Consider the following 14,654-nt stretch of genomic DNA (forward strand, 5'->3'; position numbering starts at 1 on the left):
TTGCCATCGACAAGCACTACCATACCGGCTCGGTTTTTGCGGTGACCCTCAAGGGTGAGTGGTTTTACAAGGAGTACCCGGAGCAGGTCAATAAGCCCGGCTCCTACCTGTTTGAACCGGCCGGTTCCGTGCACACCCTGATGGTGCCGGAAAAGCAGGAGGGGCCCACGGAGGTCTGGTTCGCGATCTACGGCGCCAATATCAATATGGACGACGAGGGCAATATCATCTCGGTCATTGATGCGCCGGCCATTCTTGATGGTTACACCAAGTACTGTGATGCGATGGGCGAGAACTACGAGAATCTGATCGTCAATGGTGCGCAGCCCTACAAAAAGGGCTAGTAAGCACAATCGTCAGTGGTCTTACTCCGGACGACTGACGATTTGCACAAGGCTATTCCAGAATCTTTTTCGCACGATAGCGGAACTGCCGAAAACTTAAACCCAGTAACTCCGCCGCTTCTGTTTTATTGCCCCCAGTGTGCTCCAGCGCCGCTTCAATGGCGGCGCGTTCAATATCCTGCAGGTATCCCTCCAAGTCGCCAAAGGCCGCTTCAATCCCTTTCTGGGGAGTGCTGCCAATGCCATTGCTGGGGCTGGGTAGTTGCAGGTCATCGACGTCAATGGTGTCGTCGTCACACAGAGTGACGGCGCGCTCCAGAATGTTTTCCAGTTCGCGCACATTGCCGGGAAAGGCGTAGCTGGTGAGGGCGCCGAGAGCATCCGGTGTCAATGTTGGGGTGGCGATACCCCAGTCAGCGCACAGTCGCTCAAGGATGGTGTTGGCGAGCAGGGGTATGTCGTCTACGCGCTCGCGCAGAGCAGGCACTTTTACCTCGATAACATTGATGCGATAGAACAGGTCGGTACGAAAGTGTCCTGCCTCAACCTGCAGTGCGAGGTCTTTGTGGGTAGCGCTTAGCAAACGAACATCTACGCTGACTTCTTTGTTGGATCCGATCGGGCGCACGCTCTTGTTCTGGATGGCGCGCAGTAGTTTGACCTGCATATTCAGGGGTAGATCAGCGATCTCGTCGAGAAACAGTGTGCCGCCATTGGCCGCTTCGAACAGGCCGGCTTTATCGCTGCTGGCGCCGGTAAAGCTGCCCTTGGTGTGGCCAAAGAATTCGCTTTCCATGAGTTCGGATGGAATGGCGCCGCAGTTCACCGGCACAAATGGGCCATCGCTGCGCGGGCCGCTGGTGTGTATCAGTCGCGCAACCACTTCCTTGCCGCTGCCGGATTCGCCGCTGATATACACCGGTGCCAGGCTGCGGCTCAGTTTAGTAATCTGTTTGCGCAGTGACACCATATGCTGGGTTTCGCCAATCAGACGGCTGGTGCTCTGCATGAGGTCTGCACCGGCTTCCTGGCTTTCGAGGCTAACCGCGTTTTTTACCAGCGTTCGCAGGCGATCCAGATCAATCGGCTTGGAGATGAAATCAAAAGCTCCGGCCTTGAGTGATTCCGTGGCCAGCTCGACACTGCCAAAGGCTGTAATTACCGCTACAGGTATCTCTACCGGACTTTCCTGCAAGTGTTTGATGATGTCCAGTCCGCTGCCGTCGGGCAGCTTCATATCCGTCAGGCAAAGGGCAAAGTTATGTGCGTCAAGCAGGCGATAGGCTTCTTTGAGGTTTTGAGCGCTGTGCGTGGTGTAACCCATGCGCATTAGTGTCAAATCCAGCAGCTCACGGATGTCGGGTTCGTCGTCAATAATGAGGATCGGGTTATGTTTCATAGTGGCGTGATTGGGCCTTAATCAATACTGTGACGGCGCATGGGATGGCTGAAGGATAGCCGAAAGCAACTCTTGCCGTCATTGTTGCGAAGCCAGGTTATGTTCATCTGGTTGGCTTCACAAAGCTCTTTGCAGATATAAAGCCCCAGGCCAGTACCTTGGGGCTCGGTGGTAAAAAAGGGTTCAAACAAGCGCTCGACATATTCTTCGCTCACACCGGGACCGTCGTCAATCACCTCGAGAGTAGGCGCCGGGTGACTTTGAGCGTCACGCAAAAACAGGCCAACACGACGCTCGCCGGTAGCCTTATGACTGTAGCGCAGGCCGTTGTCCACAAGAACAGTAAGCAGCTGATGCAGCTGATCCTGGTCCACGTTGACGGTGAAACGCTGGCCCTCTGCAGCCACAGCAAGCGTGCAGGCATCGGGTGTGGATGCCTCGTAGTCGCGGCAATACTCGTGCAGCCAGTTGTGTAAGTCAAACGCCATAGGTTGGGGGTTTTTGCGCCGTGACAGCTGCAGAATATTCTCGATGATATTATTCATACGACCTGATTGCTGCTGCACAATGTCGATCAGTCGTTGGTCGGTGGCATCAAGTGATTCAGATTCTGCCAGCAGTTGGGCGGCATGGCTGATCGCACCAAGCGGGTTGCGGATTTCGTGGGCAATACTGGCAGTGAACTGACCCAGAGAGGCGAGTTTCATCTGCTGCGCCTGCTGCGCCAGCTGACTGACATCTTCGATGAATAGCAGCACGGTGTCCTGATCGTCTTCGCTCAGGTTGGCTCGATGCACCTGCAGAGTGCGGCCTGACTCCTGCATCCGAAACTGGGTGTGTTGTCGGCGGTCGCTGTGCAGTGCAGCCTGTAGCGCTTCCATGGATCGTTGGCGTATCGCGCCGTTGTGAGCCATTTCGCCGTCAGTTTCTTCCTGTGTGTGCTCGCGCTGCTCCTGTTTAAGTGCTTCGCGTAGCGGTAGAGGGGCAAGCTGTGGCATCTGGTTGTTGCGGTAGCTCATGCCCACCATTTCGGCGGCAGCATCGTTGATCAGGCGGATAATGCCATCGCGGCTCAGCACCATAATGCCGGTGCGCATGTTTTGCACAATGCGCTCGCTGATCTTCAGCAGTTGTTGCACGTCGGCCTCGTGGGCTTCGGCCAGCGCCTGAGCTGAAACAATGCGGCGCGAGAGGTATTGCACGGCTAGGCTGGTGGTGAAAAATGCCATGCCCAGCAGGCCGGCGCCGGCAAATTCGGCACTGCTTTGCTGTTCGTAAAATACCCGATAGAAGCTGTCGGCAATCACGGTGATGGACGCCATTGCGGCGAGCAGAGTGCCTAGCCGGGCCGACAGGAGCATGTTGCCAGCGGCAACCGTGGGCATCACCAAAAGAGCCATGCCGTTAGCGTCGTCTGCCGAGCTGTGGTGGATCAATACCAGTGCCAGAATGTCGAGCAACAGGGCCGAAAAAACCTGCGCCGAATTGCCGACTCGCGCGCTGATCAGTTGGTAAAAAAGAAGTACCACCGCGAAGCACGAAAACGCGCCGGCGGTGGTGATAAACACCAGCGGTTCATGTTTGCCCACGACCGGATCGTCGGCAGTAAGCAGAAACATGATGGTGAGGATTAATGCCAGCAGCGAGCGGTAACCCGAATAGATGACGAGCAGAGCCCAGTTCTGGCGATTCTCGGCGGTATGCTGCATGGAAAGTGCCTAGCGTGAGAAGGCCTAAGTGTACCGCCTCATGCCGCGGGATGCGATCAGCCAGTTCTGCTAGAATGCCTGCTTTCATTGAGTGTGGTGCGGAGTAGAAATGAGCTCTGAAGTGCGCGTCGTGATGGCGCAGATCAATACGGTGGTTGGTGATATTGCCGGCAATGGGGAGCGGATTCGCGAAGCTGCCGAGCAGGCTGTTGCCCAGCGCGCCGATCTGGTGGTCTTTCCGGAACTGGCCTTGACCGGGTACCCGCCTGAAGATCTGTTGCTGCGGCCCAGTCTTGAAATTCGTGTGAAAGCCGCGCTGGAAGCGTTGCTGCCGGCCTCGAAGCAGATAGCGCTGTTGATAGGTTTGCCGGTGCATCGTGGCGGCAGACTCTATAACGCAGCGGCTTTGTTGCGAGACGGCAAACTAGAGAGCACCTACTGCAAGCAGAAACTGCCCAATTATCGGGTCTTTGACGAAGTGCGTTACTTCGCCGAGGGCGAGGGTGCGACGGTTTTTGAATTGAAAGGGCTGCGCTTTGGGGTCACCGTCTGTGAGGATATCTGGTCACCGGAACCGGCGGCGAAAGCTGTTGCCGCTGGTGCACAAGTGATTGTGAATCTGAATGCCTCGCCCTATCACGTCGGCAAGCAGGCCGAGCGCGAGGCGGTGGTGGGCAAGCGCTGTGCTGAGAATTCGGTGCCGGTGCTGTACGTGAATCAAGTTGGCGCCCAGGATGAGTTGGTGTTTGATGGCGGGTCGTTCGCAATGGATGCGCAGGGTGGCGTGTGTACGCGTGCTCATCATATTGATGAAGAGCTGCTGCCGGTCACGCTTGAGAAGACAGCGGACGGCTGTACGGTGAGGCGTGAAGATCTCGCTGAACAGCCCGCCGAGCTCGCCACCATCTACGATGCGTTGGTGGTTGGCGTGCGCGACTATGTGAACAAAAATGGATTCAAGGGTGTTGTCCTCGGTCTGTCCGGTGGCATCGATTCGGCATTGACGCTGGCAATTGCGGTGGATGCGCTGGGTGCCGAGCGGGTCGAAGCCGTGATGATGCCGTTCAAGTACACCTCCAGTATGAGTCTGGAAGACGCGGCCAAAGAGGCGGAGACTTTGGGGGTGACCTACAAGGTGATTTCCATTGAGCCAATGTTTGATGCCTTTACCGAAGCTCTCAGTGACGAGTTTGCAGGCCTCAAACGTGACACCACTGAGGAAAACATGCAGGCGAGGATTCGCGGTGTGTTGCTGATGGCCATCTCCAACAAGAAGGGCTATCTGGTACTGACAACGGGCAATAAAAGTGAGATGGCAGTAGGTTACTCGACCCTCTATGGCGATATGGCGGGAGGGTTCGATGTGTTGAAGGATGTGTCAAAACAGCGTGTATTTGCACTGTCGCGTTACCGCAATACGCTGTCGCCGGCCATTCCCCAGCGGGTGATCGACCGGCCCCCGTCAGCTGAACTGGCGCCAGATCAGAAAGACGAAGATTCGCTGCCTCCCTATGAAATCCTGGACCAGATTCTTGAGCACTACATCGAGCGCGATGAAAGTGCCGAATCTATCATTGCGATGGGGTTTGATCGCGCCGAGGTGGAACGGGTGGTGCGGCTGGTAGACATCAATGAATACAAGCGCCGCCAGGCGCCAATCGGTACACGTATCACCCAGCGCGGTTTTGGTCGTGACCGGCGCTATCCCATCACCAACCGCTGGAAAGCGGGCGTATAGCGCTAATCATCATCCTGGGCGAGTACCGAGAGGGCCTCGTCCAGCACTTCTATCCAGTAATTTTCGTGTTTTAGCCCGGCCTTGAGCACCACGTGGCGCAAGGCTGCTGCCCGGTCTGACGGTGCCTTGCTGAAATCACGAGCTTCAAATTCTTGATACAGAGCACGCTTGGCAACATGTTCTTCGCGCAGTGCCTGTAGCGACTTGGCAAGCCCGGCAGGGCCTATCGCGCCTTCTGCTCGCAGACGCACCATCAGGGGGTCACGCAGCGGCGCTGGCTCGCCACATTCAGCCACCCAGCGTTTCAATTCCTGGCGTCCTTTGCCTAGCACCCGGTGGATTTTCTTGACCCCGCGCGCGTTCTCTTCCGGGGTGGATTCAATCAGCCCGTCGCTCTCCATACGGCCTAGCTCTTTGTAAATCTGCTGATGGGTGGCGCTCCAGAAATAGCCGATGGAGCGGTCAAAACGCTTGGCGAGATCAAGGCCCGATGCAGGCTTTTCAATTAGGGCGGTCAGCAGGGCGTGGCGCAGCGACATGTCGGAATCCGGGTGGGGTGCATTGCAGAGGTAAAGTGTGCCTGAATCAGCACTATTTGCAACTGGTTGCAATTGGTGTAGGATTAATTGCAACTAGTTGCATTAAAGGCGATCTCATGACCCACTACCCTCACCTTACCCGCCCGCTGGACCTTGGTTTTACCACGCTGCGCAATCCCGTATTGATGGGCTCCATGCATGTGGGTTTAGAAGAAGCAGAACACGGTTTTGAGCGCATGGCCGCGTTTTATGCGGAGCGGGCGCGCGGCGAAGTGGGCTTAATGGTTACCGGCGGTATTGCGCCGAATGACGAGGGACGGCCATTGCCCGGCGGCGCCAAACTCACCACCGAAGCCGAAGCCGACGAGCACCGCATCATTACATCGGCGGTGCACGACGCCGGTGGCAAAATTGCTATGCAGATCCTGCACTTCGGCCGCTATGCCTATCATCAGGACCTGGTGGCGCCCAGCGCGATTCGGGCGCCGATCAATAGCGCCACACCCCATGCGCTGACCGACGATGAAGTTGAAAAAACCATCGAGGACTACGTGAACTGCGCTGCTTTGGCCCAGTACGCGGGTTACGACGGTGTTGAGATCATGGGGTCGGAAGGCTACCTGATTAACGAATTTATCGTGCAGCGCACCAACAAGCGCGATGACCGCTGGGGCGGAAGTTATGAGAACCGTATACGGTTCCCGCTGGAGATTGTGCGGCGAGTGCGAGAGCGAGTAGGCCCGAACTTTATCATCATCTATCGACTGTCCATGCTGGATCTCGTGGAGGGCGGTTCCAGTTGGGACGAAGTGGTGCAGTTGGCGCGCGCCATTGAAGCGGCCGGGGCCACCATACTGAACAGCGGGATAGGTTGGCACGAAGCGCGGGTTCCCACGATTGCCACCAAGGTGCCCCGTGGGGCGTTTTCTTGGGTAACACGGCGCCTGATGGGTGAGGTCAGCATCCCGGTGGTGGCGAGCAACCGAATCAACACGCCGGAGGTGGCGGAACAGTTGTTGGCAGATGGCAGCTGTAACATGGTGTCGATGGCACGACCGTTTCTGGCAGACTCGCAGTTTGTTCGCAAAGCGCGCGAGGGGCGGGCCGATGAGATCAACACCTGCATTGGCTGTAATCAGGCCTGTCTCGACCATACCTTCTCGGGCAAGATTACCTCATGCTTGGTAAACCCGCGCGCCTGTCATGAAACTGAGCTGAAATTGGAGCCGGTAGAGCAGTCGCGGCATGTCGCGATTGTTGGCGCAGGTCCTGCCGGGTTGAGTTGTGCGGTTAGTGCAGCAGAGCGTGGGCATCGCGTGACGCTATTTGATGCGGATGCGGATATCGGCGGGCAATTTAATATCGCCAGGCGCATTCCCGGTAAAGACGAATTCAGCGAAACCTTGCGTTATTTCCGACGCCAGATCGAACTTCTTGGTATCGAGTTGCGCCTTGGTGTTCGTGTTAGCTCTTCTGATCTGGAAGCTGGTGGTTTCGATGACATCGTCATTGCGACAGGAATTTTACCGCGCACTCCCGCTATTCCCGGCATTGATCACCCGAAAGTTGTCAGCTATCTCGACGTGCTGAATGATCGCGTACAGGTTGGCGACTCTGTGGCGATTGTGGGTGCCGGTGGTATTGGTTTTGATGTGGCGGAATATCTCGCGCACCGGGGGGATGCTGGCAATGACCCCAGCGACTACGTCGAGACCTTTTTCCGCGAATGGGGCGTGGATACCGACTACGTAGAGGCCGGAGGCCTGAAAGCCGCAGACGTGACTCCGGCGGCCAAGAGCCTGCATTTGCTGCAGCGCAAGGCTAGCAAGGTGGGTGCGCAGCTGGGCACGACGACGGGTTGGATACATCGCCGTTCGTTGGCGGCCAAGGGTGTGCAGATGGCCCCAGGTGTGTCCTATCGCCGCATTGATGATGACGGCCTGCATATTGAAACCGCTGACGGTGAATCGGTCTTGCCGGTAGACACCGTTGTGATTTGCGCCGGTCAGGAACCGCAGCGTCAACTGGCTGATGAACTTGAAGCGGCTGGTCTGAAGGTGCATGTGATTGGTGGCGCTGATGTGGCGGCGGAGCTGGACGCCAAGCGGGCTATTTGGCAGGGCACTACCCTGGCGGCGGCGCTGTAAGCGCCCCGTCTATTATTCTTGATTGAGGAGAGTGCGGTGTTGGACATTCCAGAAAATTTGCACCCCGCGGTGGCGCAGTCTTTGACCACTTGGCATGACATGGTTGAGCGGGCCGACCTGAAGGCCCTTGAGAGTATTGTGCACCCGGAGGCAACTTTCCGGTCGCCCATGTCAATCAACCCGTATGCACCGGCCGAGGCGCTGGTGATGGCGCTCAGCACGGTGATAACGGTGTTTGAAAACTTAACCTATCACCGCCAGTTTGCCAGCGACGATGGGCTCAATGTGGTGCTGGAATTCAGTGCCGATGTCGGCGACCGTTCGGTAAAGGGGATCGACATGATCCGCTTTGACGAGCAGGGTCTGATTACGGATTTTGAAGTGATGATCCGACCTTTCAATGGTCTGCAGGCCTTGGGTGCTGCAATGGCGGCGCGTATCGGGGATAAGCTGCCGTCGTTTAAAGTGCGTAAATAAAAACGCTAAACGTAATGTAGTGTGCTTCAGCAATCGATATGTAGCGGTATTCACGAGCACCTAAACTAAAGCCTATCTACCTGGGTTTACGTAGCGCCATAAAAAAAGGCACACCGTAGTGTGCCTTTGTTGCCGGTTTCGTTCAGCGTGGGCCTAGCGAGTTATCTGATCCAGATCGCGCACCGCGCCGCGGTCGGCACTGGTTGCCATCATGGCGTAGGCCTTCAGGGCGGTGGAAACTTTGCGCGGGCGCGGTTTCACCGGCTTCCACGCGGCGTCGCCTTTGGCTTCCATCGCTTTGCGGCGCTCGGCCAGTTCAGTATCGCTGAGGTCCACATTGATGGTGCGGTTGGGAATATCGATCTTGATGATGTCGCCCTGTTCTACCAGCGCGATGGCGCCGCCCGCTGCTGCTTCGGGTGATGCGTGACCGATAGACAGGCCAGAGGTGCCGCCGGAAAAGCGACCATCCGTTAACAGTGCGCAGGCTTTGCCTAGCCCTTTGGACTTTATATAGCTGGTCGGATACAGCATTTCCTGCATGCCCGGGCCGCCTTTGGGGCCTTCGTAGCGCACAATGACCACGTCGCCAGCTTTGACCTTGTCCGCGAGAATATCGCTGACGGCATCTTCCTGGCTTTCGCAGATATGGGCTGGGCCTTCAAACACCAGAATGCTGTCATCCACGCCTGAAGTTTTAACCACGCAGCCGTTTTCCGCGATATTGCCAAACAGTACCGCAAGACCACCTTCAAGCGAGAAGGCGTTTTCCAATGAACGAATACAACCGTTGGCGCGGTCGCTGTCCACACTTGGCCAGCGGGTGCTCTGGCTAAAAGCTTCCTGAGTGGGGATGCCAGCGGGGCCTGCCTTGTAAAAGGTTTTTACGGCTTCGTCCTGGGTGGTTGTGATGTCCCACTTTGCCAGGCCTTCAGCCATAGTGGCGCTGTGTACGGTAGGACAGTCGCCGTGCAGCAGGCCGGCGCGGTGCAGTTCTGACAAAATACCAACCACGCCGCCGGCGCGGTGCACGTCTTCCATGTGGTATTTCTGGGTGTTGGGAGCCACCTTGCACAATTGCGGAACCTTGCGCGACAAGCGGTCAATGTCCTGCATGGTGAATTCCAGCTCTGCTTCCTGCGCAGCAGCAAGCAAGTGGAGAATAGTGTTGGTGGAGCCGCCCATGGCGATATCGAGGCTCATTGCATTTTCAAATGCTTTGAAGCTGCCAATATTGCGCGGCAGAACCGAGGCGTCGTTGTCTCGGTAAAAGCGCATGGCCAGATCGACAATGCGACGTCCCGCTTCCAGGAACAGTTCGCGACGATCCGCGTGGGTGGCCAGCAGTGAGCCGTTGCCGGGCAGAGATAGGCCCAGCGCCTCAGTCAGACAGTTCATGGAATTGGCGGTAAACATGCCGGAGCAGGAACCACAGGTCGGGCAGGCGGAGCGCTCGTATTCGGCAACCACTTCATCGCTGACGCTGCTGTCGGCAGCAATGACCATGGCGTCGACCAGATCCAGGCCGTGGTCGGCCAGTTTGGTTTTACCAGCTTCCATGGGGCCGCCGGAAACAAAGATCACCGGAATGTTCAGACGCATGGCGGCGTTAAGCATTCCGGGCGTGATTTTGTCGCAGTTGGAAATGCACACCAGCGCATCGGCGCAGTGGGCGTTGACCATGTATTCCACCGAATCGGCGATCAGGTCGCGTGAGGGCAGGCTGTAGAGCATGCCGTCGTGGCCCATGGCGATACCGTCGTCCACCGCAATGGTGTTGAATTCCTTGGCGACGCCACCGGCTCGTTCGATTTCGCGGGCAACCAGCTGACCCATATCTTTCAGGTGAACGTGTCCGGGTACAAATTGGGTAAAAGAGTTGGCGACCGCGATTATCGGCTTCTGGAAATCTTCGTCTTTCATGCCCGTTGCGCGCCACAGGGCACGGGCGCCAGCCATATTGCGTCCGGCGGTTGAGGTTTTCGACCGGAAATCAGCCATGTTCTACACCTGTCGTTGAAAAATGTTGGTTGAAAATCTGGAGAGTAAGTTTACCACAGCTGGCCCCAGGCAATCAGGGGCGAAGATGCGTCAATCACGGTAGGAAGTGAGCGACCACATCGTTCAGATATCGCTGGCCGAGCGCTGTGCAGTGTACCTGCTCATTGCGGCATTCCAGTAGTTCCAGCGCGCAGAGTCTGTCGATGATCGGCATTATTGATGTTGGATCCAGGCCGGTGCGTAAGCTGAACAGAGACAGGGCAAAGCCGTGATTCAAGCGCAGTGCATTCATAGCGAATTCAAAGGGCAGATCAGCGGCCGCGATATCTTGCGATTGTGCTGTGCGCGAACCGGCGCGCTGCAAGTAATGATCTGGCAGGCGGGTCTTTTGGTAGCGAGTAATACTGCCATTGCGAGTGACTTTGCCGTGAGCACCGGCACCCAGGGCGAGGTAATCGCCAAACTGCCAGTAGTTCAGGTTGTGACGGCTTTCTTCGCCGGGCGCGGCATAGGCAGATACCTCATACTGCTGCAAGCCCCGGCCTGCGATGAGCCTCTGGCCGGCCTGCTGAATATCGGCGAGCGTATCCTCCACTGGCAGGGTGGGTGGTGCGTTGTAAAAGTGGGTGTTGGGTTCAATGGTCAGCTGGTACCAAGACAGGTGGCTGACGCCGCTGTCGAGGGCGCGGCTGATATCGTCCAGTGCGTCGCGAGTGGTTTGCTCGGGCAGGCCGTGCATCAGGTCGACGTTAATGCGGTCAAAGCCAACTGCCTGAGCGCTGGCAATCGCATGCTGTGCTTCGTTGCTGCTGTGAATGCGCCCCAGTTTTTCCAGCTGCACATCCTGAAAGCTCTGCACGCCCAATGACAGTCGGTTAATACCAGCTGCGCGGTAACCCTCAAACTTTTCCTGCTCGAAGGTGCCGGGGTTGGCTTCCAGCGTGATTTCACAGTCATCGCTGAATGAAAGCTTAGTGCGTAAGGCACGAAACAAGGTGTCGTAAGCTTGAGCGGAAAACAGGCTGGGCGTGCCACCGCCGATAAACACCGAGTGAATCGGACGGTCTTGAACAAACTCGAGATCGTGGTTCAGATCTTCCAGCAGGGCATCGATGTACGACGCTTCAGGCAGAGCTTGCTTTTGCTCGTGAGAATTGAAGTCGCAATAGGGACATTTGCGAATGCACCATGGAATATGAAGGTAGAGGGCGAGCGGTGGCAGTGTCATGGGTTTGGGCAAATTCAGCTGTCTGTCGACAGGCCCAGATCTTTCCACATGGCATCTACCCGCTGTTTTACCTCATCGTTCATCACAATCGGTCGTCCCCACTCCCGATCAGTCTCGCCTTCCCACTTGTTGGTGGCGTCCATCCCCATCTTGGAGCCGAGACCGGAAACCGGAGAGGCGAAATCCAGGTAATCGATAGGCGTGTTTTCCACCAGTACGGTATCGCGGGCCGGGTCCATGCGCGTGGTCATGGCCCAGATTACATCGTTCCAATCGCGGGCGTTTACGTCATCGTCTGTGACAATCACAAACTTTGTGTACATAAACTGGCGCAGGAAGGACCACACGCCAAACATCACGCGTTTGGCATGACCCGGATATTGCTTCTTCATGGTGACCACCGCCATGCGATAGGAGCACCCTTCTGGCGGCAGATAAAAGTCTACGATTTCAGGAAACTGTCGCTTGATAATCGGTACAAACACTTCGTTCAGTGCCAGCCCTAGGACGGCCGGTTCATCCGGTGGGCGGCCGGTATAGGTGCTGTGATAAATCGGATTCGGCCGGTGCGTAATATGCGTCACGGTAAACACCGGAAAGCGCTCTACTTCATTGTAGTACCCAGTATGGTCCCCAAAGGGGCCTTCGTCGGCCATTTCATCCGGTGCAATGTAGCCTTCGAGAATGATTTCGGCGCTGGCGGGAACCTGCAGGTCATTGCTAAGCGATTTAACGACTTCGGTTTTTGAACCGCGCAACAAGCCGGCAAAGCCGTATTCGCTGATGGTGTCGGGTACTGGGGTCACTGCGCCGAGCACGGTGGCAGGGTCGGCGCCAAGAGCAACCGAAACCGGATAGTTTTCACCGGGGTGCAGTGCCTTGAATTCCTGAAAATCCAGCGCGCCGCCGCGATGCGACAGCCAGCGCATGATCAGCTTGTTGCGGCCGATCAGTTGCATACGATAAATGCCGAGATTCTGCCGCTCTTTGTTGGGTCCGCGAGTAATTACCAGCGGCCAGGTTACCAGTGGTGCGGCATCGTCCGGCCAGCAGGTTTGAATCGGAATTTGGTTGAGATCAACCGCATCGCCTTCCAGCACGATATCTTGGCAGGGGGCGCTGCGTAGTTGCTTGGGCGCCATATTCAACACTTGTTTGAAAATGGGAGCTTTGTTCCAAGCGTCGCGCAACCCCTTGGGTGGATCGGGCTGGCGCAGAAACGCGAGTACTTCGCCCACTTCGCTTAATGCAGAAATGGATTCCTGGCCCATGCCAAGCGCTACGCGCTTTTCGGTGCCAAACAGATTGGCGAGCACGGGCATGGAAAAGCCAATAGGGTTTTCAAACAGCAGCGCAGGGCCGCCGGCGCGCAAAACCCGATCGCAGATTTCCGTCATCTCCAGTTTTGGATCGACTGGGTGGGTAATGCGCTTTAGCTCACCGATGGCTTCGAGGTGGGCAATGAAGTCTCTGAGATCGGCGTATTTCATTGGCTGTGCTGTGTGACGTGTGTTTTGGGAGCGGGCTGTGCTCGCGAATTTTGCCGCACTGCGGTGGGGTTCGCGGGCAAGGCCCGCTCCCACCGTAGCCTGAGTAACACCACAGATATCGTGGCGTTACTTGCGCTTCATCGAATCAAAAAAGTCGTTGTTGGTCTTGGTGTCTTTCAGTTTGTCCAGCAGGAACTCAACGGCCGGTGTATCTTCCATGCCATGCAGCAGTTTGCGCAGAATCCACATGCGCTGCAGTTCGTCTTCGCCGGTAAGAAGTTCTTCGCGGCGGGTACCGGAGCGGCGGATGTTAATGGCCGGATAAACACGCTTTTCCGCGATCTTGCGGTCAAGGTGGAGTTCCATGTTGCCGGTGCCCTTGAACTCTTCGTAGATAACCTCGTCCATTTTGGATCCGGTATCGATCAGCGCGGTGGCGATAATGGAGAGGCTGCCGCCTTCTTCCACATTACGCGCGGCACCGAAAAAGCGTTTGGGGCGCTCCAGTGCATGGGCGTCGACACCACCAGTCAGTACCTTGCCTGAGCTGGGTACGATCGTGTTGTAGGCGCGGGCCAGGCGGGTGATAGAGTCGAGCAGAATCACCACATCGCGTTTATGCTCAACCAGGCGCTTGGCTTTTTCGATAACCATTTCCGCTACCTGCACGTGTCGCGAGGGCGGTTCGTCAAAGGTCGAGGCAACCACTTCAGCACCTTTAATGCCAACCGAACGCTGCATCTCGGTGACTTCTTCCGGGCGCTCGTCAATGAGCAGAACAATGACATAACACTCTGGATTGTTGCGGATTATCGCGTTGGCGATGTTCTGCAGCATCAGCGTTTTACCTGCTTTCGGCGGTGCTACGATCAAGCCACGCTGTCCTTTCCCGATAGGAGCGCACAAATCGATGATGCGACCCGTAAGGTCTTCAGTGGAGCCGTTACCGGCTTCAAGAATCAGGCGTTCGTTGGGGAAGAGGGGGGTGAGGTTTTCGAAGAGGACTTTGTTTTTGCTTTGCTCAGGTTTGGTGAAGTTTACATCGCTGACCTTGAGCAGGGCGAAATAGCGCTCACCTTCTTTGGGTGGGCGAATCTTGCCCGCGATCGTGTCGCCAGTTCGCAGGTTGAAGCGGCGAATCTGGCTGGGTGACACATAAATGTCATCCGGGCCCGCCAGGTAAGAGCAGTCTGCGCTACGCAGAAAACCAAAACCGTCCTGCAGAATTTCCAGTACCCCGTCGCCGTAGATATCTTCACCGCTCTTTGCGTGTCGCGTGAGGATGGCGAAGATAATGTCCTGCTTGCGCGAGCGGGCGACATTGTCGAGGCCAATTTCGTTGGCAATGTCTAATAGTTCTTGGGTTGATTTGGTTTTTAAATCGGTCAGGTTCATAGGATTTTGGGAATGATTATTGAATTGGGTTTAGGCGGCTTGCAGGACACACGATGTGTGAGCGCAGGGTCAAATACAAAAAAGGGCCAAATACAAAAAATAGTATAAAGAAGCGAAATTAAAAGGTTGGTATCAAGGGCTACAGGTTTTGGGCCTGCTTTTGGGTCGATAGGCCGCTTGATCAGGT

The 14,654-nt window shown here is 56.3% G+C and carries 12 protein-coding genes; 4 read left to right on the top strand and 8 right to left on the bottom strand.

Going from position 1 to position 14,654, the window contains the following annotated elements; translation table 11 throughout:
• Positions 1-344: 2,4'-dihydroxyacetophenone dioxygenase family protein (locus AC222A_RS16920; protein ID WP_486775307.1), on the top strand; the 344-nt coding region annotated here is incomplete at its 5' end.
• A gap of 52 nt (positions 345-396) precedes the next feature.
• Here the strand turns inward: AC222A_RS16920 and AC222A_RS16925 are convergent.
• Positions 397-1,743, bottom strand: a complete 1,347-nt coding sequence (locus tag AC222A_RS16925) for a sigma-54-dependent transcriptional regulator (protein ID WP_372764911.1) — start codon at positions 1,741-1,743, stop codon at positions 397-399.
• Positions 1,744-1,760: 17 nt separating this feature from the next.
• Positions 1,761-3,452 (bottom strand): sensor histidine kinase, encoded by a 1,692-nt coding sequence (locus AC222A_RS16930; protein WP_486775308.1) that lies wholly within the window; start codon positions 3,450-3,452, stop codon positions 1,761-1,763.
• A gap of 109 nt (positions 3,453-3,561) precedes the next feature.
• Between AC222A_RS16930 and AC222A_RS16935 the strand changes: the two genes are divergently transcribed.
• Complete coding sequence (locus AC222A_RS16935) at positions 3,562-5,190, top strand: NAD+ synthase (protein WP_372749074.1); 1,629 nt, start codon at positions 3,562-3,564, stop codon at positions 5,188-5,190.
• A 2-nt stretch (positions 5,191-5,192) separates the two neighbouring features.
• Here AC222A_RS16935 and AC222A_RS16940 read toward each other — a convergent pair whose 3' ends face one another.
• Entirely contained in the window at positions 5,193-5,729 is a 537-nt protein-coding gene (locus tag AC222A_RS16940) for a PadR family transcriptional regulator (protein WP_372749073.1), read from the bottom strand.
• 116 nt (positions 5,730-5,845) lie between these two features.
• On the opposite strand from AC222A_RS16940, the gene AC222A_RS16945 reads away from it, so the two are divergent.
• Both AC222A_RS16945 and AC222A_RS16950 read left to right on the top strand, forming a co-directional pair.
• Complete coding sequence (locus AC222A_RS16945) at positions 5,846-7,876, top strand: FAD-dependent oxidoreductase (RefSeq protein ID WP_372796782.1); 2,031 nt, start codon at positions 5,846-5,848, stop codon at positions 7,874-7,876.
• 36 nt (positions 7,877-7,912) lie between these two features.
• Positions 7,913-8,353: a nuclear transport factor 2 family protein gene (locus AC222A_RS16950; RefSeq protein ID WP_372749071.1), complete on the top strand. Its 441-nt coding sequence runs from the start codon at positions 7,913-7,915 to the stop codon at positions 8,351-8,353.
• Positions 8,354-8,506: 153 nt separating this feature from the next.
• Here the strand turns inward: AC222A_RS16950 and ilvD are convergent, their stop codons facing one another.
• The 5 genes from ilvD to AC222A_RS16975 all read right to left on the bottom strand — a co-directional run.
• A complete protein-coding gene (gene ilvD / locus AC222A_RS16955; protein ID WP_372758386.1) occupies positions 8,507-10,354 on the bottom strand; it encodes a dihydroxy-acid dehydratase in 1,848 nt (615 codons plus the stop codon).
• A gap of 94 nt (positions 10,355-10,448) precedes the next feature.
• On the bottom strand, positions 10,449-11,582 hold the full coding sequence (gene hemW, locus AC222A_RS16960; RefSeq protein WP_372749242.1) for a radical SAM family heme chaperone HemW: 1,134 nt from the start codon (positions 11,580-11,582) through the stop codon (positions 10,449-10,451).
• A gap of 14 nt (positions 11,583-11,596) precedes the next feature.
• On the bottom strand, positions 11,597-13,072 hold the full coding sequence (ubiD, locus tag AC222A_RS16965) for a 4-hydroxy-3-polyprenylbenzoate decarboxylase (protein WP_372782183.1): 1,476 nt from the start codon (positions 13,070-13,072) through the stop codon (positions 11,597-11,599).
• 126 nt (positions 13,073-13,198) lie between these two features.
• The gene (rho, locus tag AC222A_RS16970) at positions 13,199-14,467 is read right to left on the bottom strand and encodes a transcription termination factor Rho (protein WP_486775309.1); all 1,269 of its coding nucleotides are present in this window, start codon (positions 14,465-14,467) and stop codon (positions 13,199-13,201) included.
• The coding region (locus AC222A_RS16975) for a hypothetical protein (protein ID WP_486775310.1) at positions 14,464-14,654 on the bottom strand (191 nt) is incomplete at its 5' end. The genes AC222A_RS16975 and rho, both read right to left, overlap by 4 nt.

The sequence above is a fragment of the Litorivivens sp. genome, assembly GCF_057445395.1.